The organism is Paraburkholderia elongata (genome assembly GCF_013177735.1).
Lineage (GTDB): Bacteria > Pseudomonadota > Gammaproteobacteria > Burkholderiales > Burkholderiaceae > Paraburkholderia > Paraburkholderia elongata.
The window spans coordinates 1-19,135 of the sequence record NZ_WOEZ01000063.1 but is presented as its reverse complement, the minus strand read 5'-3'; the positions used below and the strand labels follow the sequence as shown (position 1 = coordinate 19,135).

Sequence of the window (19,135 nt, the reverse complement as noted above, 5' to 3'; positions counted from 1 at the left end):
TGGAAGCACGCCAAATACCACTGGCGTCGCTTCGTCACCTGGACTAAAGACACCATCGATGCCGAGATCGAAACGTTGCTCGGCGGTTACGGCACCAAGTTTGAAATCCGTTTCTCATGAACACTTACTATCGGCATGCGAATGGGAAACTTAAGGCTTTGTTAATTGTGCGTGCAGAAAACCAGTGCCTATTACGCCAAATCGCCAATGCACTTAATGCGCGAATGAATAGTCGTCCGTTTGTGCGCGGCCATTGATCGCGGCCTTCAAGGTATCGGAAGGCCGCATGCCGAACAGCTTCCGGTAATCGGTCGCAAACTGGCTCAAATGCCAGAAGCCCCACGCTGCCGCGACATCCTGAACCGAACGCGATGCGTGCGACGCATTGCACAGATCGCGCCGCGCACCGTTCAGCCGGATCGCGCGCAGGTACGTAGCGGGCGCCATGCCGAGCACGTCCTGAAAGCAGTATTGCAACGTGCGACGGCTCACATACAAGCGCTCGCACAACTCCGGCACGTTGATCGCGCGGTCGCGATTGGCCAGCACATACTCGCGCGCTTCCGACACGATCGACTGACGCCGCCCACGCGTGGGCATTTCAACCTGCTCCCCCGCAGGCAACGCGCCGACGTCGAACAACGAGGCCAGCACCGACGCCTGTAAATTGTTGCGTGCAAACGAGGACAGCGGCGCGCCGTTCGCCGCGCCGTCGTCGAGAAGCTGCCGCAGCGAAGCGCACAGCCGCTCCTTACGAGCCGTACCGATCGACACGACTTCCGTGTTCGGCAAACGGTCGACCAGACCGACGCGCTCTACTTCGGCCGCATACCGGCGCAGCACGTCACCCTTCACCACCACGCCGAAAATCTCATAGCCAGCCGAGGTCAGCAATTCGAATTCGATCCCGCCCGGGCGAAATGCGAGCGCATCGCCCGCGATGACCTGTGCGTCGATACGACCGGACCCCTCCGGGCAAGTCGGAATGCCGAACCAGTAAGCGTCCTCCTGCACCTCGCAGGTTTGCCGCAGCGTATGGCTGGTCGTTTCGACGAACACCTGCATGTGATCGAGACACAACTCCGTCAAACCGCCGACGAACCGGCCCGCGGTCAGTTGGTCGTAGGTCTGGTTCCAGCCGTGGAGGTTGCGCGCCTGTTCGTCGGCGTCGTAAGCGACGCAGGTCTGCACGCAAAAGCTCGGCTGTTGCGCTTGCGTCGGTGCTGTCAGGCTGTCGGTTCGGAATTCAATCGTCATACCGGATCTGCGAAAACGAAGTATCGAGGAGAAAAAGAAGGCAATTCCCATGCCGAACGGATTCGCTGCTTACGCTGCTTTAATCTCACCGGCAGGTGCTCACACTCTGTTCAATTCCTGAACAGCGTTGCGCACACTGGTCAGAAACGAAACGTTCATTCCTCGGCAAGGTAAACAATGCCACGCGCCATGCTTCGCAGGCGTGCCTGCTGCGCGTGCACCGCTCACCAGCGCGGTGCACTGGCACAGTTCTGGCTCTACCCTCTCGCGGCCAAGCGAAATATCGCGCCGAATATAGCCCATTCAAACATGTGAGGAGCACACAGATGAATCACGCAGAGATGCAGTTTCTGACGACCGAATTCCCGTACAAAAAGCAGTATGCGAATTTTATCGGCGGCGAATGGGTCAGGCCTGTGGGTGGCGAGTACTTCGACAATGTGTCGCCGATCACCGGTGAGCCGTTCACGTCGATTCCGCGTTCACGCGAAGCCGATATCGAACTCGCCCTCGACGCCGCGCATCGTGCGAAGGCAGCGTGGGGCAAGACGTCGACCACCGATCGCGCGAACATCCTGAACCGTATCGCCGACCGGATGGAGGCGAATCTGCAACGCATCGCCGTGGCTGAAACGATCGACAACGGCAAGCCGCTGCGCGAAACGATGGCTGCGGATATCCCGCTCGCCATCGATCATTTCCGCTATTTCGCCGGCGCCGTGCGTGCGCAGGAAGGCTCGATCTCCGAGATCGACCACGACACCGTCGCCTATCACTTTCACGAACCGCTCGGCGTGGTCGGCCAGATCATTCCGTGGAATTTCCCGATCCTGATGGCGGTGTGGAAGCTCGCACCCGCATTGGCTGCCGGCAATTGCGTCGTGCTGAAGCCGGCCGAGCAAACGCCTGCGTCGATTCTCGTACTGGTCGAACTGATCCAGGACTTGCTGCCGCCGGGCGTGCTGAATGTGGTGAACGGTTTCGGCCTCGAGGCCGGCAAACCGCTCGCGTCGAGCAAGCGCATCGCGAAGATCGCTTTCACGGGCGAGACAACGACCGGTCGCCTGATCATGCAGTACGCGAGCCAGAACATCATTCCGGTCACGCTCGAACTCGGCGGCAAGAGCCCGAACATTTTCTTCGCCGACGTGATGAACGAAGACGACAGCTATTTCGACAAGGCGCTCGAAGGCTTCACGATGTTCGCGCTGAACCAGGGCGAAGTGTGCACGTGTCCGTCGCGTGTGCTGATCGACGAAAAGATTTATGACCGCTTCATGGAGCGCGCATTGAAGCGTGTGGCCGCGATCACGCAAGGCCATCCGCTCGACACGAAGACGATGATCGGCGCGCAGGCCTCGCAGGAACAGCTGGAAAAAATCCTCTCGTACGTCGACCTTGGCAAGCAGGAAGGCGCCGAGTGTCTCATCGGCGGTGAGCGCAATACGCTCGGCGGCGAACTGAGCAAGGGCTACTATGTGAAGCCGACCGTATTCCGCGGCCACAACAAGATGCGCATCTTCCAGGAAGAAATCTTCGGGCCGGTCGTTTCCGTGACGACCTTCAAGAACGAAGACGAAGCGCTCGAGATCGCCAACGATACGCTCTACGGTCTGGGCGCCGGTGTATGGACGCGCGACGGTACGCGCGCCTATCGCTTCGGCCGGCAAATCCAGGCGGGCCGCGTGTGGACTAACTGCTATCACGCGTATCCGGCACATGCTGCGTTCGGTGGCTACAAGCAATCGGGCATCGGCCGCGAAAATCACAAGATGATGCTCGACCACTATCAGCAGACCAAGAACCTGCTCGTCAGCTATAGCGATAAGCCGCTCGGTTTCTTCTGAGCGTAACGACCCTGTCCGAGCGGGCCGCATTGCGCGGCTCGCTCTTTTTCAGCGAGGGCATGTGATGGCTGATGAGAAGGAAGTGGCCCGCGTGATCGCCACGCCTGCGGCGGTCGATTTGATCGACAAGCTATGTGCCGAACACGGGGCCGTGTTGTTTCATCAATCCGGTGGATGCTGCGACGGCAGCGCGCCGATGATGTTCCCTCAGAGCGAGTTCATGGTCGGCTCGTCCGATGTCAAACTCGGCACGATTGCCAGCGTGCCGTTCTATATGAGCGAATCGCAGTTCGAATACTGGCAGCACACGCAGTTGATTATTGACGTGGTGCCGGGGAACGGGGGGATGTTTTCTTTGGAGCGGCCGAGTGGGTTGCGGTTCTTGACGCGCTCGCGACTGTTCGAGGACGATGAAAATGCGTGGCTCGAAACGCATCCGGTGGAGCGGGCGGATGCTTAACGTTTTTATGTCGCGCCTGTGTTCGGACTGTCGCCGTCTGAGCGCGCATGCTGCGTTAGCAATGCGTCGCTAATTGGAATCGTTGCGGAGTGCCCGCCTTCCAAGCGCGGGTTCTCGCCAACCATGCACGTCTAATTGGAATCGCTGCCGAGCGCGGGTGTTACCGACACGCTCTCGCCAACCACGCGTGTCTAATTTGAATCGTCGCTGACTGCAGGCGTTACCGGCGCACTCGCGAGCAGTGCATCGCTATCGTCTTTCAAGCCGACGCCGGTCAGTCCCAGGCGTCGTGCGTGTGTCAGCAGATAGTGCAACTTGTGAGCCGCTGATTCGTAGTTAAGACCTTCAGGACGCACGTTTGAAATGCAGTTGCGTTGCGCATCGCTGCAGCCCACCTTCGGGGCGTACGTCAGGTAGATGCCCAGGCTATCGGGCGAACTCAAACCTGGACGCTCGCCAATCAGCATCACGACCAGTTTGGCATTGAGCAGTTCGCCGATCTCATCACCGAGCGCGACGCGGGCCTGACGCGCGACGACGACGGGGCCAATCTTCCAATCGGCCAGGCTCGGAATGACCGCTTGCAGCAGCGGGATCGATTGCTTCGACGCGGCGAATGCAGAGAGGCCGTCGGCGATGACGAAGACTACTTCGGGTGAATCAACCTTGAGTTGCCCAAGCGCTGTGCGGCTTTCGTCGCTTAAACGCCTCCCCAGATCAGGCCGCCGCAAATAATGCTCGCGATCGGGCGCGGCACTATGCACATCCAGTGTGCTGAAACCTTGCGCGCGCAGCTGTTCGTGCAGCACGTCCGCATCGAGCGGATGATGTACCGCGTCGCGCGCCTGCGCATGCGACAGGTTGAACGCCAGCAACGGTGCCGTTGGCAAACTATTGCCCGCACGGCCCAACGCTATCCGCGCGTTGGTGAACTTCCGCAGCGCGTTCCATGGATTCTTTTCGAGGAAGTCGCTCATGCGATGCCCATCCAGTCATTCGCGCCTTCCAGCAGCGGTTGCTGTGACGATGCACTCAGCAAAGCGCCGCGCGTGTCGGTGATCTGCATCGACTCCAGCCATTCTTCGAATTCCGGTGCGCGGCGCAGGCCAAGCACGTCGCGCACGTAAAGGGCGTCGTGGAAGGATGTGCTTTGATAGTTGAGCATCACATCGTCCGCGCCCGGAATGCCCATGATGAAATTGATGCCCGCCACGCCCAGTAGCGTGAGCAGGTTATCCATGTCGTCCTGATCGGCTTCGGCGTGATTCGTGTAGCAGATGTCGCAGCCCATCGGCACGCCAAGCAGCTTGCCGCAAAAGTGGTCTTCGAGACCCGCGCGTGTGATCTGCTTGCCGTCGTACAAATACTCCGGTCCGATAAAGCCGACCACCGTGTTAACCAGAAACGGATTGAACTTGCGCGCGACTGCGTAGGCGCGCACTTCGCACGTCTGTTGATCGACACCGAAATGCGCATCGGCCGACAAGGCGCTGCCCTGGCCGGTTTCGAAATACATCAGGTTGTTGCCGACGGTACCGCGTTTCAGCGACAAGCCTGCTTCATACGCTTCCTGCAACAGCGCAAGCGAAATACCGAAACCCGCGTTCGCCTTCTCCGTTCCGGCAACCGACTGAAACACCAGATCGACCGGCGCGCCTTTTTCGATCGCGGCGATCGTGTTGGTGACGTGGGTCAGCACGCACGATTGCGTCGGCACCTGATAGCGCTGGCGGAAGTCGTCGATCATCAGCAACAGTTTGGTGATCGCGGCAAGATTGTCGCTGGCGGGGTTGATGCCGATCATCGCGTCGCCGCAGCCGTACATCAGGCCATCGAGCATCGAAGCGGCAATGCCTTTGACATCATCGGTCGGATGATTCGGTTGCAGACGCACCGACATGTGGCCCGGCAAGCCAACCGTATTGCGAAACCGCGTAATCACCGGACGTTTACGCGCCGCTGCGATCAGATCCTGATTGCGCATCAACTTCGAGACCGCCGCGACCATCTCCGGCGTGAGGCCGGCGGTGATACGCGTGAGCGCTTCGGCATCGGTCGTGCTGCTCAACAGCCAGTTGCGGAAATCGCCCACCGTCAGATGCGAGATCTCAGCGAACGCTTGCGGCGAGTGATCGTCGATCACGAGGCGTGTGACCTCGTCGCTTTCGTACGGGATCAACGCTTCGTTCAGAAACGTGCGCAGCGGCACCTGCGCGAGTGCCATCTTGGCCGCGACGCGCTCTTCTTCGCTCGCCGCCGCGACGCCCGCGAGCTGGTCCCCGGATCGCAGCGGACTGGCTTTCGCCATCAACGTTTTCAGGTCGGCGAAACGGTAAGTGCGGCTGCCGATTGTCTCGGTGTAGCTCATCTCTAAGACTCCATCGCCGCTGCTTGCGCAGCGGCTCGATCCGTCACTCTTCGAGCAAAGCGTCCGACGGCGCCGCTTCGCGTTGATGGCGCGTCAACAGGAAGTAGACATAGCCGAGCGCGAGGAAGATCGCGAACACGATGGCCACCAGGAAATTGAAGTAGACCATCGTAGCCAGACAAATCACCGCGGCCACCAGCGCGAACGCCGGAAAGAACGGAAACAGCGGCGCGCGGAACGGGCGCTCCATGTTCGGGTCCGAGCGGCGCAGCTTGAACAGCGACAACATGCTGATGATATACATCACGATAGCGCCAAATACGGACATCGTCACGATGTTCGCCGTCAGCGTCTGACCGCCGAACTGAATCAGCTCGTCGCTATAGATCGCGGCGATGCCGACCACGCCACCCGCGATGATCGCGCGATGCGGCGTCTTGAAGCGCGGATGCACCTTCGAGAGCCACTCCGGCAGATAACCCGCGCGGGCCAGCGCAAAAATCTGCCGTGAGTAGCCGAGAATGATGCCGTGAAACGATGCGACGAGCCCGAACAGGCCGAGCCACACCAACATATGCATCCAGCCGCTATGTTCGCCGACGATGAATTTCATGGCTTGCGGCAGCGGATCGTTGATGTTCGACAGCTTGGTCCAGTCGCCGGCGGCGCCTGCGAACACCATCACGCCGATGGCGAGCACGACCAGCGTCAGAATGCCGGCGACATAGGCGATCGGAATTGAACGCTTGGGATTCTTGGCTTCTTCGGCAGCCATCGCAACGCCTTCGATCGCGAGGAAAAACCAGATGGCGAAGGGTATTGCCGCGAACATGCCGTGGAACGAACCCATGCTGAAGGTGTCCGCACCAGACCAGCCGCCTTTCATGAAGTTCGACCACTGGAAGCCGGGCGATACGACACCCATGAACACCAGCAATTCGAAGATCGCCAGCAAAGTCACGCACAACTCGAAGGCCGCAGCAATCTGCACGCCGACGATATTCAGCGCCATGAAGACGAGATACGCACCCATCGCCGCGTGTTTAGGCTCGAGACCTGGAAATTGCACGTGCAGATAGGCGCCAATAGCGAGCGCAATCGCGGGTGGTGCGAACACGAATTCGACTAAGGTCGCCGCGCCCGCCAGATAACCACCGGTCGGGCCGAAAGCGTGGCGCGCGTAGGCAAACGGGCCGCCCGCATGCGGAATCGACGTGGTGAGTTCGGTAAAACTAAAAATGAACGTGGTGTACATCGCTGCGATAAAAACCGCCGTGATGACGAAGCCGAGCGTACCAGCGCTCGCCCAGCCGTAGCTCCAGCCGAAATACTCGCCGGAAATGACCAGACCGACCGCGATTCCCCACAGTTGCCACGTGCCGAGCGTCTGCTTCAACTCGTGATGCGTGACTTTACCGACGTGCTGACTTTTGGATTCTGATTTCATCGGGGGCTCCTGATGTTGCCGCTTGCTCGACGCCGCAAGGCTTTGCGGTGCATGGGCGGACAGGCTTCAGCCGATGGTAGTGAGCCATTATTCGAGGTGTTATCGAAATTCGGCAAAGTTCGGGCGCGTTTGTGTCAGTGGGCGCTTAACTCGGTTCGCGCGCGTTCGGGCGAAATTCGCAGGAATTGGTAAATGAGAGCGTGGTACTTTGATTTGTATCCGTTCGCCACTCTTCTTTCGGTCAGTTAGTCATGAACCCATCGGACAAGCGGGCGCGCTACGAAACTCGGCTGAGCCGCGTGCTGGACCATATTTATGATCATCTCGACGAACCGCTGGATATCGATCGTCTAGCAGAGATCGCCTGCATGTCGCCGTATCACTGGCATCGCATCTATCAGGCGATGTATGGCGAGACGGTGGCCACGACCGTGCGTCGCTTGCGACTGCATCGCGCGGGGGGATATCTGGCGAATGGTTCGATGCCGATCGCTGAAATTGCCGAGCGCTCGGGCTATAGCAGTTTGCAGTCTTTCTCTCGCACCTTTCGTGCGTCGTTCGGCATGCCGCCGGCGCAGTACCGCAAGCGGGGAACTCATAGCCGGTTTCGTCCGGCGCTTTCAGGAGACGATCAAATGACAATGCGTGAAGTGGTGATTCGTCACGTTGAGCCGATTGAGGTTTTGTCGGTGGATCACGTGGGACCGTATATGCAGATCGGCAAGGCGTTCGATGGGTTGTTCGGCTGGTTGGCGAAACACAATTTGCTGGCGGGGCAGATGCGCATGATCGGGATTTACTACGACGATCCTGGTGTTGTTGCGGAGAATGAGTTGCGGTCTAAGGCTGGGGTGTTGTTGCCGCATCCGGTTCAAGCTTCGGTGACGGTGAGTCCGCCGGTTTCGGTGGCGCATGTGAAAGGCGGTGAGTACGCGGTGTTGCGGCATAAGGGGCCTTATAGCGATATGCGTGCGGCGTATGAGTGGTTGTATGGGACGTGGCTCGTGCAGTCGGGGCGTGAAGCGGCGGATGCGCCGGTGTTCGAGGAGTATTTGAATAGCCCTAAGGAGACTGCGCCTGCTGAGCTGCTGACGGAGATTTGCTTGCCGTTGGTTTGATGGTTTTGGCTTGGTTCTGTTGGTTCTGCCTGCTTTGTGCATGTTTACGCAGTTGGCTTCATGGATGCCTCTCTGGTTTTTATAGTCTTTGTATATGTATACGTAGTAATAGTTAACAAGCACCGCACCTGGCTGTGGATAACTTGAATCTTCGTTTACAGATCAAGGGACTGCGGAATCGATAACCCTGCGGAGCGTAGGCGGACAGGGACAAGGAGCCAGGGAAAACTTTTGACCGACCTGGCGAAATCGCGGATTTATCAAAGTTTCGCCCACAACGTGTCAGGTGCCTTGTACAAAAGTTGTCCAGAGGGAGCTGTGGATAAGTGGAGTGACTTATCCAGCGCTCAATCCGCTAACTCGTACGACGTGCTGCGGCCCCCTGCTGCTGATTTTTTCAACACTCCGAGTGCGACCAGTTCGCTGATGTCGCGCAATGCGGTATCTGGCGAACACTTCTCGATGGCAGCCCACTTGCTGCTGGTCAGCTTGCCGTCGAAACCGTCGAGCAGGCGGTTCAACAATTTGAGTTGCCGCTCGTTGAACGGTGAACCTGCCCAGCGTTGCCAGAAGCGGGACTTCGTTAACACCGCGTTCAACGTGAGTTGCGCGCTATCGACTGCGCGATGCAACGCACCGAGGAACCACGCCAGCCACTCGGTGACATCGAGCGTGCCTTTTTGCGTGCGCTCGAGGATGTCGTAATAGTCTTTCCGCTCACGCTGGATCTGAGCCGACAAGCTGTAGAAACGCTGCGGACTGCCGTCGGCGCGTGCCAGAAGCAAATCGCCGATGGCTCTTGCAATGCGGCCGTTCCCGTCGTCGAAGGGATGCAAGGTGACGGACCAGAGGTGAGCGAGCCCGGCCTTCAGAACCGGAGGATCGGCCGAATCATCATTGAGCCAGGCGAGAAAGCGGTCAGCTTCTGAATCCAGCCGCGCGGCGGGCGGCGCCTCGAAGTGAACCGTTTGCCGGCCGATTGGGCCGGACACGACCTGCATTGCGCCGGTGGAATCGTCACGCCAGTTCGCCACGCGGATCCGGGCCATACCGCTGAAACCCGTCGGGAAAAGCGCTGCATGCCACGCAAACAAACGGTCTCGCGTGACCTCGCTCGCGCACAGCAGCGTGGCGTCGAGCACCATTTCCACGACGCCTTCGACGTGGCGGTCGACCGGCGCGAGCGCGCCGATATCGACACCGAGCTTGCGCGCAATCGACGAGCGTACCGACGCGATATTCAGCCGTTCACCTTCAATTTCGCTGGTTTTGATGACGTCTTCGGTGAGCGCGTCCAGACTGGCCTCGTCACGTAACGTCAGGCCGACATCGGCAAGACGCCCCAGCAACAGACCTTGAGCTCGGGAAACTTCCGCCAGCGAAGCCGCAAGGCGTGACAAGTCATAGCGCCAGGCGGGCCATTCGGGGGATTCCCAGATGTATAACCAATCTCCGCGATTCATGCGGAGATTATGGTCTATTTTCTCCGTAGATACAAATTATTCTCTGCAAAATAAGCGGAGAATAATGATGCTATTCGCCGCTCGGGGGCCGTCGGCTCTTCGCGGGCGACCGATTTTTCCGAGTGGATGTGGCGGGATGAGGTGACGAAATTGAGGCGGACAGCTTCATAAGCTGCAAGGTCTGCAACGTAGCCGCACATCGAGACTCACAAAGCATCGGCGGCGAAAAAGCTAGACTATCATCGCGTTTCGCGACACCGATCGTTGCCGCTTTTCCCATCCTTGCCCCATGAACTTCGACTATTCCACGCTCGACGCGTTACGCCAGAACCATCCGGCATGGCGGCTGTTACGCTCGGATCACGCGCCGCTTGTCGCAAACTTTCTGCATCGCACTTTCACGGCGCCCAATGTGCGCGTGATATCGCAAGCGGACCTGGCCGAAGCGCTGGAAGACGAACTGTATGCATTGCGCGAACAGCTCGGTCCCACAACCTTTCCCAAAGCGGCCTCTGATTACCTCAACGACTGGGCCGCCAACGACAAAGGCTGGCTACGCAAGTTTTATCGTCAGGATTCGGACGAACCCCATTTCGATCTCACCCCCGCTACAGAAAAGGCCATTGCGTGGCTTGGCACATTGACGGAACGTAGTTTCGTCGGTACTGAATCGCGTTTGCTCACCTTGTTCGAATTGCTCAAACAGATGAGTGAGGGCAGCGAAAGCGACCCTGAGACACGTCTTGCCGAACTCCATAAGCGCCGCGCTGAGATCGATGCGGAAATCGCCCGTGCAGAAGCCGGAGACATTTCGATTCTGGATGACACCGCGCTGAAAGATCGCTTCCAGCAGTTCACAACGATCGCACGTGAACTGCTGACCGATTTCCGCGAAGTCGAACACAATTTTCGTGGCCTCGATCGCCGGGTACGAGAGCGCATTGCCCTGTGGGACGGAGCAAAAGGCGAACTGCTGGAGGAAATCATGGGCGAGCGCGATGCGATCGCCGACTCGGATCAGGGGCGCAGCTTCAGGGCGTTTTGGGACTTTCTGATGTCGAGCAGTCGCCAGGAAGAACTGACCCTGTTGCTCGATCGCGTGCTGGCGCTCCCGCCCGTGGCGGAACTCGAACCCGACGCGCGCACACGGCGGGTTCACTATGACTGGCTGGAAGCTGGCGAGCATACGCAGCGCACCGTCGCTTTTCTATCACAGCAGTTGCGGCGCTTCCTCGATGATCAGGCATGGCTCGAAAACCGCCGCATCATGGATATCCTGCATGGCGTGGAAGCGAAAGCGCTGGCCTTGCGAGACACGCCACCAGCCGGGGAGGTCATGACTATCGCCGACACGGCAGCCGAGATCGAACTGCCGATGGAGCGGCCGCTCTATGCCCCGAGCCTCAAACCGCGCATTGCCGGCATCAGCATCGAGGCCGGCGATGCCGACATCGACGCCGCGGCGTTGTACTCCCAGGTCGTAGTCGACAAAGCCAGACTGGTATGGCATATCCGTCATGTTCTGCAGGACCGTTCGCAAGTAACACTGCGCGAGCTTTGCGATACCCAGCCTCTGCAGCAAGGTTTAGCTGAACTGGTCGCTTACTTGCAACTTGCCGGCGACACGTTCAGCACGGTAGTGGACGAGCAGGTCAGCGAGACAATCGTCTGGTGTAGCCGGAAGGACAGCGGCGAACAACAGACCCGGCAGGCAAGCCTGCCACGCGTTATTTTCGTGAGATAAAGATATTGGACCAGGAACATGACGCAGCGGCCTCGACGCACGATCTGTCGAACCTACTGATTCCGTTGCTTAAAGGCGTGATTTACCGGGATGCGGATGCGGTCCTATGGAGCGCCCTGCTCGACTTACAAGCGCGCGTAAGGGATTACGTCACGGTGCTGAATCTCGAGTTGGTGCTCGACGAAGCAGAGGGCTACGCGTTCCTGCGCTCCCGCCCCGATAACGACGATGACGATTCGCCTGCGTTGCCCCGTCTTGTCGCAAGACGCCCGTTGTCTTTTCCGGTGAGCCTGATGCTGGCATTGCTGCGCAAGAAGCTCGCCGAGTCCGACGCCGGCGGCGGAGACACTCGCCTCATTCTCACGCGCGAGCAGATGGTGGAAATGATTCGCGTGTTTCTACCGTCAGGCAGCAACGAAGCCAAACTGATTGACCAGATCGACACGCAAATAAACAAGATCGTCGAACTCGGTTTCTTGCGCAAGCTGAAGCCAGCCGCCGGCAAGCGCGAAGGCCAAGCCGCCGCGTTCGAAGTACAGCGGATCCTCAAGGCGTTTGTCGACGCCCAATGGCTCGCCGATTTCGACGCACGGCTCGCGGTCTATCAAGCGCAACTCGGTACAGCAGCATCAAGGAATGCAGATGACTGACATGCAACTGCCCGGACTCGATTTCGTCGCCGACGACGCGTTGTCCGGTTTTCGCCTGAATCAACTGGAGGTCTTCAATTGGGGGACCTTCGACCGCCGGGTGTGGACGCTGAACCCCGACGGCAAGAACACGCTGTTGACGGGCGACATCGGCTCCGGCAAATCGACACTCGTCGATGCCGTGACGACGTTGCTGGTTCCCGCACATCGCATTGCCTACAACAAGGCAGCGGGCGCTGACAGCAAGGAGCGCACGCTGCGCTCGTACGTGCTCGGCCATTACAAGTCAGAACGCAACGAGACCAGCGGCACGGCTAAACCCGTGGCTTTGCGGGACCACAACAGCTATTCGGTGATTCTCGGCCGCTTTCACAACGCAGGCTATGACCAGACCATCACGCTCGCTCAGGTGTTCTGGATGAAAGACGCGCACGGCCAACCGGCGCGGCTATTCGTCGGCGTTGAACGGGCGCTGTCGATCGCAGCAGACTTTGCCGACTTCGGACCGGACATCGCTGGTCTACGCAAAAAGTTGCGTGCGCTCGGCGCGGAAGTGTTCGACAGTTTTCCGCCATACGGTGCATGGTTCCGTCGACGCTTCGGGATCGAGAACGAGCAGGCGCTGGAGTTGTTTCATCAAACGGTGTCGATGAAGTCGGTGGGCAATCTGACGGATTTTGTCCGTAGCCACATGCTCGAACCGTTCGATGTCGCGACGCGCATGACTGCGCTGATTGGCCACTTCGACGACCTGAATCGCGCTCATGAAGCGGTGTTAAAAGCCAAGAGGCAGATGGAAAGGCTAGGCCCTCTCGTTGAGGATTGTGAGCGGCACGCGCTGCTTGTATCGCAAGTCGACGATCTGCGGGCCTGCCGGGAGGCGCTTAAATCGTATGCGGCTGACCTCAAGGTCGGTTTGCTCGACCGGCGAATTGAGAATCTCGCTGCGGAATGGGAGCGACAGGATGCGCATGTCAAGCGACTCGACGCAATCCGCTCCGCGCAGCGTATCGAGGAAGGCGAACTGCGGCGCAACATTGCCGAAAATGGTGGGGATCGGCTAGAGCGTCTTGAGGGTGAGATTCAATCGAAGGATGCGGAGTGTTCTCGGCGCAAACAGAAAGCCCAGCGCTTCCACGATCTTGCGCAGATGGCCGGCGAGTCCGTTCCTGAAGATGAACCCGCCTTTCTTGCGCTGCGCCGGCGTCTCACCGAGCGTGTAGAAACCGCCCAATTGGACGAAGCGCGCCTGCAAAACGATCTGACCGAACACGGTGTGAGTTTTCGCGCAGGCAAACAAGACCATGATGCGCTGTTGGCCGAGATCGACAGTCTGAAGAGCCGGCGCAGCAATATCCCGGCCGAACAGATCGCGATGCGCACGGCGTTGTGCAGTGCGCTCGCGCTACCCGAAGCAGACCTATGCTTCGCCGGCGAATTGCTACAAGTGCACGAAGACGAGCGCGATTGGGAGGGCGCCACCGAGCGCCTGCTGCGTGGTTTCGGCCTGTCGCTTCTGGTATCCGATGAACACTACGCCGCTGTCACCGAATGGGTCGACAAGACCCATCTGAAGGGGCGGCTCGTTTATTTTCGGGTGCGGCAATCTGCGAGACGTGAGCGTGCCGAACTGCATCGCGACTCGCTGGCCCGAAAGCTCTCCGTGAAACCCGACTCGCCGTTTTACGACTGGCTCGAATCCGAAGTGGCGCAGCGCTTCAATGTCGTCTGTTGCGACACCCAGGAGCAATTCCGCCGCGAAACACGCGCCATTACACGCGCCGGTCAGATCAAGGCGCCGGGCGAACGGCACGAAAAAGACGATCGCCACCGACTGGACGACCGCCGGCGCTACGTGCTGGGCTGGACCAATACAGCAAAAATTCAGGCGCTCGAAGCGCAATCCGGACAGTTGGCGGCACACTTGAGCGAATTAGGCGCGCTGATCGGCAGGATTCAGGCAGAGCAAAGTGAATTGAAGACACGCCTGAACGCACTGTCGCTGCTCAACGAACATGCGGACTACCGCGAACTCGACTGGCACACCGTCGCGGTAGAAATCGCCGGATTGCGCGAAGAGAAAACACGGCTGGAGTCAGCTTCAGACCTGTTGCAGGAATTGACGCAGCGTCTGAATCAGGTCAGCGCGGCACTCGCTGACATCGAGACGCAACTCGATGGGCATAAAGCAGAGCGCACGCGCACGGAAGAACGACAGCGTATTGCGCATGATCTACACGCGCACACCCGGGCGATTCTTGACGACCCGGGTTACGCGGCTCATACGGCTTACTTCGCCCGGCTCGCCGAGTTATGGTCCGAGGTGCTCGGCAAGCATCAGTTGACTGTCGAGTCCTGTGACAATCGCGAGAGCGATATGCGCAAATGGCTACAGGACAATATCGACGCTGAAGAAAAGAAGGTTTCGCGTCAGCGCGACAAGATCATCGACGCCATGCGAGCGTACTGCACGGCTTTCCCGCTCGAGACGCAGGAAGTGGATGTCGCCATTGAAGCGGCCGCGGAATATCGCGCCATGCTGGACACATTGAAAGCCGACGATCTGCCGCGCTTCGAAGCGCGCTTCAAGGATTTGCTCAATGAGAACACCATTCGTGAAGTGGCCAACTTCCAGTCACAACTGGCTCGCGAGCGCGAGACGATCAAAGAGCGGATCGCATTGATCAACGAGTCGCTGACGCAGATCGACTACAACGCCGGCCGCTATATCGTTCTGGAAGCGCAGTTAAGCCAGGACGCGGAGATTCGCGACTTTCAGAGCGACTTGCGTTCGTGTACCGAAGGTGCGCTCACAGGGTCGGAAGACGTGCAGTATTCCGAAGCCAAGTTTCTGCAGGTCAAACAGATCATCGAGCGATTCCGCGGACGCGAGGGGCTGACAGAGCAGGATCGTCGCTGGTCGGCGAAGGTTACTGACGTGCGCAACTGGTTCGTGTTCGCCGCCAGCGAACGTTGGCGCGAAGATGATAGCGAGCACGAGCATTATTCCGACTCGGGCGGCAAGTCAGGCGGGCAAAAGGAAAAACTCGCGTATACGATCCTGGCCGCGAGCCTTGCGTACCAGTTCGGTCTCGAATGGGGCGCTGTGCGCTCGCGCTCGTTTCGCTTCGTTGTTATTGACGAAGCATTTGGCCGCGGATCCGACGAGTCCGCGCAATACGGTTTGCGGCTGTTTGCCCAGTTGAACCTGCAGTTGCTGATCGTCACTCCGCTGCAGAAGATCTACATCATCGAGCCGTTTGTGGCCAGCGTTGGGTTTGTCGACAATAAGGAGGGACGCGAATCGAGGCTTCGCAATCTATCGATCGAAGAGTACCGCGAGGAAAAAGGCAGGAGCGAAACGTGAGTTGGACCACACCGGCCGATCTCCGCACGCAGGTCAACAGGCTCTGGGAACGAGGTGAACTGCTCGCCGGCCTCGCAACGGGAGCGTCGTTGTTTCCGAAGCGTCTCGTGCTGAAAAGCCCTACATCCGCTGAGATCACAGAGCGCTTCGAAGACATTCGTCAATGGAGTAGTTCGCTTAGGGCAATCGCGCATTGCCGCCTTGAGATGCGCGAGTTTCGGCATCGGGTTTTCGGCACCAATGCGCTGCCAGTTGAAGTGTGGATCGACTCATTCGAGGACGCGGTCGCTTTCATTGGAAAGCAACGCGAAGCGGCGCGGTTTTTATCGCTTCTGGATGTAACTCGGGCTCGCGAGCCTCGCCTCGTTCCGTGGCTTGCAAAAAGGCCGCTGAAGGCGCTTGAACTTGCTGAAGTGTGGGATCGATTGGTGGACGTGTGCCTGTGGCTGGAGGCGCATCCGCGGCCCGGGATATATCTACGGCAGATCGATATCGCTGATGTACACACCAAATTTATTGAAGCACATCGTGGTGTACTCGCCGAGTTGCTAGATTGTGTATTGCCCGTGAACTCGGTGGACCCCGCACGATCCGGCCTTAGCCAGTTCGCAGCGCGCTATGGATTACGAGAAAAACCGTTGCGTATCCGCTTCCGCGTGCTGGATGCGAAGAAGGCTCTATTTGATCCCGCCAGCACCGAGCAGGACGTCACACTGGACGCCACCAGTTTTGCTCACCTGGACCTCGACGTTAGCCGCATTTTTATCACCGAGAACGAGATTAACTTTCTAGCTTTTCCGCCGGTTGACGACAGTATGGTTGTCTTCGGCGCAGGATATGGTTTTGAAATGCTCGCGAATGCCAATTGGCTTTCGCATCGACGCATCTGTTACTGGGGCGATATAGACACCCATGGGTTCGCGATTCTCGATCAACTGCGCCATCAGTTCGATCACGTCGAATCATTCTTGATGGACCGGGAAACGCTGTTGGCGTTCCAATCGCAATGGGATCGGGAGGACAAGCAGACGTTGCGGGATTTGCCGCGTCTGACCCGCGACGAGCGGGCGCTATATGACGATCTGCGCGATAACCGGTTGCGCAAGAATCTGCGGCTGGAGCAGGAGAAGATCAGCTTCGGGTGGGTTGAGGCGGCGCTGGAAAAGATGTGATCGCTGTGGCAACGTCAAACCAGAATTCGTTGTCGCATTTATCAGATACCGTCTCCGTGATGGTGGGACAGCATCCTGTCGTGTTACTGATCTTTCTGCAGCACATCGTCAACGGTGGACTGCAGTGTCTTTTGCATCAATTGATGCGCTTCCGCAGCACTTTGTTGCAAAAGTGTTTCGTACTGCCAACGCGTTGACAAGCGTAGGCCCGTCGCTTATCTTCGACTCGCGGGACGGCTGGTCAAGCTTGCCAAGGTACGGGCAGTATTCGTTCCGGGCACTACGGGGCTACCCCGTGGATCAGAATGACCTCCGCAGTTCGTCGCATGAGCGTCACTTGCGCGTTGCGCAACGGAGCTCACGCAGCACAAGACGCGTTGACTGGCCGCCCCGCCCCTCTCTTTGCTCTATGTCGTCATCTTCTCTGCAATTTGTCACCTATACGATCGCCGATGCCATGCTGGCCGGGCCGCCCGAGGCCGCCGCGATGGTCGAGCGGATGACGCTTGTGTTGGGCGAACCCGCGGACTGGATGAATGGATTGGCGCGCAGGGTTGCGAAGCGATTTGGTCCGCGATGGGATAGCGTCAACAGTAAAGAATTGTCGAAGGTTGTTGCTGAGAACGCGGGTTTTGTCTCGGCTTGGAGGGGTGAGGACCGGCCGAGGGTTGTTCGTGTGTTGACTCGCCCTCCTTTTCAGCGGCCGCCTCCGCCTTGGTTGCATGATGCGGTGCTGCCGCAGTTGCCGACGCTCGGCGATCTGGCCGCGTGGCTGGAAATCGAGCCGGACGAACTGGACTGGTTTGCTGACCGCTGGCGTGTGCCTGCTCAAAATGCGGGGACGCCGCTTCATCACTATTCGTACAAGGTGGTCGAGAAACGCAACGGACGGTGTCGGATTATCGAAGTGCCCAAATCGCTTGCGGGCTTTGCAGCGGAAAGTGCTCCAAGGATTACTCGATCGAATTCCTGCTCATGATGCGGTGCATGGTTTTCGACGTGGGCGGAATACGGTTACGTTCGCGGCGCCACATGCGGGTAAAGCGGTTGTGATTCGCTTCGATTTGACGGATTTCTTTGCCTCTGTACATGCGGGCCGCGTTTACTCCGTGATACGTGCTTTGGGTTATCCGCCGCAAGTTGCGCAGGCGCTGACTGCGCTGTGTACCAATCGCGTGCCGACTGGCCGTCTGCTGGCGCCGGATGTGCGGGACAGGATCGATTGGCAGGAGCGGCAGCGGTATCGATACCGGCATTTACCGCAAGGGGCGCCGACCACGCCATGGACGCAAAAGGTAACTTTGGTCGGCGTGAGCGCCGTGCGGAGATCCGGGCAGGCGAGAGGGGCCTCCATTTCCGCCGGCCGGTCGCGTGGCGGTAGGAATCGAATGGCGAATGGTGATGCTGTCATCGGCAACCACCACCTCCTTGACGAGCAGTCTTGTGATGCGCTGACGGTCCTGAACATCGAGGGTGGCGGCACTGCTACGCAAACGCCCCAGGAACGCCGTTAGCGTTTCCGCCAGGCGTAGGTAAGCCGCCTGGTCGACCAGCTGGGCACTGAGCCCGCGCAGTTCCTCCTGAAGACTCTGCTCGCGTTGGCGCAGCGCAGGCATGCGCCGCCGCAACTCGTTCAGAGAAAGCAGGTCCTCCTGGTACGCGGTGAGCAACCGGTCCATACGTTTCTGCGCTTGCGCCAGATCCTGCGTGACGCGGTCCTGCTGCCGTTTGGCCGGACTTGAATTGCGCGCCGTCTCAAGGCGCCGATTCAATTCGGTCTGGATGAGCGCGGGATCCTCCAGCAGGCGCACAATTTCGGACCACACGATGTGCTCCAGCAGATCCAGCCGGATGGGGCGCTGCGTGCATTTGGCGTGGCCGTCGTAGCGCCAGGCGTCAGCGCCCAGGCAGCGGTAGTAGGAGATCTTGCGCGCGCTACTGCGTGTCGAGGTCCGGTACAAGGCGTAGCCGCACTGGCGGCAGTGCACAAGGCCCTGGAGAATGCTGGGTTCGAGCGTTCGACGCGAAGCGTGCTTCCTGTTGCTTTCCAGGCGCTCCTGCGCCAGGGCGAACGTATCCGGGTCGATCAAGGCGGGAACCGGAATTTCGATCCATCGTAATCGCTCAATCCTCCACACCTTGAGGAATCGTGTCGTTACCCGGTAACGTTGAGGAACCAGATCGTTACCGGGTAACAATGATGAGGAGTCGCAGGATGGCGCAGACGACAGCACAGCGGCAG

General features: G+C 58.9%; 15 protein-coding genes and 1 pseudogene. 10 read left to right on the top strand and 6 right to left on the bottom strand.

Annotation, left to right across the window (positions count from 1 at the left end; all coding sequences use genetic code 11):
• Positions 1-213: 213 nt before the first annotated feature.
• Positions 214-1,257, bottom strand: a complete 1,044-nt coding sequence (locus GNZ13_RS13030) for a helix-turn-helix domain-containing protein (protein ID WP_172164578.1) — start codon at positions 1,255-1,257, stop codon at positions 214-216.
• Between the two features lie 326 nt (positions 1,258-1,583).
• Between GNZ13_RS13030 and adh the strand changes: the two genes are divergently transcribed.
• Entirely contained in the window at positions 1,584-3,104 is a 1,521-nt protein-coding gene (gene adh / locus GNZ13_RS13025) for an aldehyde dehydrogenase (protein ID WP_172164575.1), read from the top strand.
• Positions 3,105-3,168: 64 nt separating this feature from the next.
• On the top strand, positions 3,169-3,564 hold the full coding sequence (locus GNZ13_RS13020; protein WP_172164572.1) for a DUF779 domain-containing protein: 396 nt from the start codon (positions 3,169-3,171) through the stop codon (positions 3,562-3,564).
• Positions 3,565-3,755: 191 nt separating this feature from the next.
• Here GNZ13_RS13020 and eutC read toward each other — a convergent pair whose 3' ends face one another.
• From eutC to eat, 3 genes are read right to left on the bottom strand one after another with little or no spacing between them, the layout of a single operon-like run.
• Positions 3,756-4,541, bottom strand: a complete 786-nt coding sequence (gene eutC, locus GNZ13_RS13015; protein WP_172164569.1) for an ethanolamine ammonia-lyase subunit EutC — start codon at positions 4,539-4,541, stop codon at positions 3,756-3,758.
• Positions 4,538-5,932 (bottom strand): ethanolamine ammonia-lyase subunit EutB, encoded by a 1,395-nt coding sequence (locus GNZ13_RS13010; RefSeq protein ID WP_172164566.1) that lies wholly within the window; start codon positions 5,930-5,932, stop codon positions 4,538-4,540. The genes eutC and GNZ13_RS13010 overlap by 4 nt, the downstream gene beginning before the upstream one ends.
• Positions 5,933-5,975: 43 nt before the next feature.
• On the bottom strand, positions 5,976-7,379 hold the full coding sequence (eat, locus tag GNZ13_RS13005; protein WP_172164563.1) for an ethanolamine permease: 1,404 nt from the start codon (positions 7,377-7,379) through the stop codon (positions 5,976-5,978).
• A 73-nt stretch (positions 7,380-7,452) separates the two neighbouring features.
• Between eat and GNZ13_RS54225 the strand changes: the two genes are divergently transcribed.
• Both GNZ13_RS54225 and GNZ13_RS13000 read left to right on the top strand, forming a co-directional pair.
• Positions 7,453-7,575, top strand: coding sequence for a hypothetical protein (locus GNZ13_RS54225; RefSeq protein ID WP_407945627.1), 123 nt, complete (start codon positions 7,453-7,455; stop codon positions 7,573-7,575).
• Positions 7,576-7,630: 55 nt separating this feature from the next.
• Complete coding sequence (locus GNZ13_RS13000; RefSeq protein ID WP_172164560.1) at positions 7,631-8,497, top strand: AraC family transcriptional regulator; 867 nt, start codon at positions 7,631-7,633, stop codon at positions 8,495-8,497.
• A 347-nt stretch (positions 8,498-8,844) separates the two neighbouring features.
• Here GNZ13_RS13000 and GNZ13_RS12995 read toward each other — a convergent pair whose 3' ends face one another.
• Positions 8,845-9,960, bottom strand: a complete 1,116-nt coding sequence (locus tag GNZ13_RS12995; RefSeq protein WP_172164557.1) for a Fic family protein — start codon at positions 9,958-9,960, stop codon at positions 8,845-8,847.
• A 289-nt stretch (positions 9,961-10,249) separates the two neighbouring features.
• Here GNZ13_RS12995 and GNZ13_RS12990 point away from each other — a divergent pair, with 289 nt between their 5' ends.
• From GNZ13_RS12990 to GNZ13_RS54220, 6 genes and pseudogenes are all read left to right on the top strand, one after another.
• Positions 10,250-11,704, top strand: coding sequence for a DUF3375 domain-containing protein (locus tag GNZ13_RS12990; RefSeq protein WP_172164554.1), 1,455 nt, complete (start codon positions 10,250-10,252; stop codon positions 11,702-11,704).
• A gap of 2 nt (positions 11,705-11,706) precedes the next feature.
• The gene (locus GNZ13_RS12985) at positions 11,707-12,354 is read left to right on the top strand and encodes a DUF4194 domain-containing protein (protein ID WP_172164584.1); all 648 of its coding nucleotides are present in this window, start codon (positions 11,707-11,709) and stop codon (positions 12,352-12,354) included.
• Positions 12,347-15,721, top strand: coding sequence for an ATP-binding protein (locus GNZ13_RS12980; protein WP_172164551.1), 3,375 nt, complete (start codon positions 12,347-12,349; stop codon positions 15,719-15,721). The genes GNZ13_RS12985 and GNZ13_RS12980 overlap by 8 nt, the downstream gene beginning before the upstream one ends.
• On the top strand, positions 15,718-16,893 hold the full coding sequence (locus tag GNZ13_RS12975) for a Wadjet anti-phage system protein JetD domain-containing protein (RefSeq protein ID WP_172164548.1): 1,176 nt from the start codon (positions 15,718-15,720) through the stop codon (positions 16,891-16,893). The genes GNZ13_RS12980 and GNZ13_RS12975 overlap by 4 nt, the downstream gene beginning before the upstream one ends.
• Before the next feature lie 409 nt (positions 16,894-17,302).
• Positions 17,303-17,872: a hypothetical protein gene (locus GNZ13_RS12970; protein ID WP_172164545.1), complete on the top strand. Its 570-nt coding sequence runs from the start codon at positions 17,303-17,305 to the stop codon at positions 17,870-17,872.
• Positions 17,835-18,122: pseudogene (locus GNZ13_RS54220) on the top strand (reverse transcriptase family protein); the annotation flags it as partial. The gene GNZ13_RS12970 and the pseudogene GNZ13_RS54220, both read left to right, overlap by 38 nt.
• Before the next feature lie 27 nt (positions 18,123-18,149).
• Here GNZ13_RS54220 and GNZ13_RS12965 read toward each other — a convergent pair.
• Positions 18,150-19,135, bottom strand: a 986-nt coding sequence (locus tag GNZ13_RS12965) for a zinc ribbon domain-containing protein (protein WP_216674822.1), incomplete at its 5' end; no start/stop codon positions are given.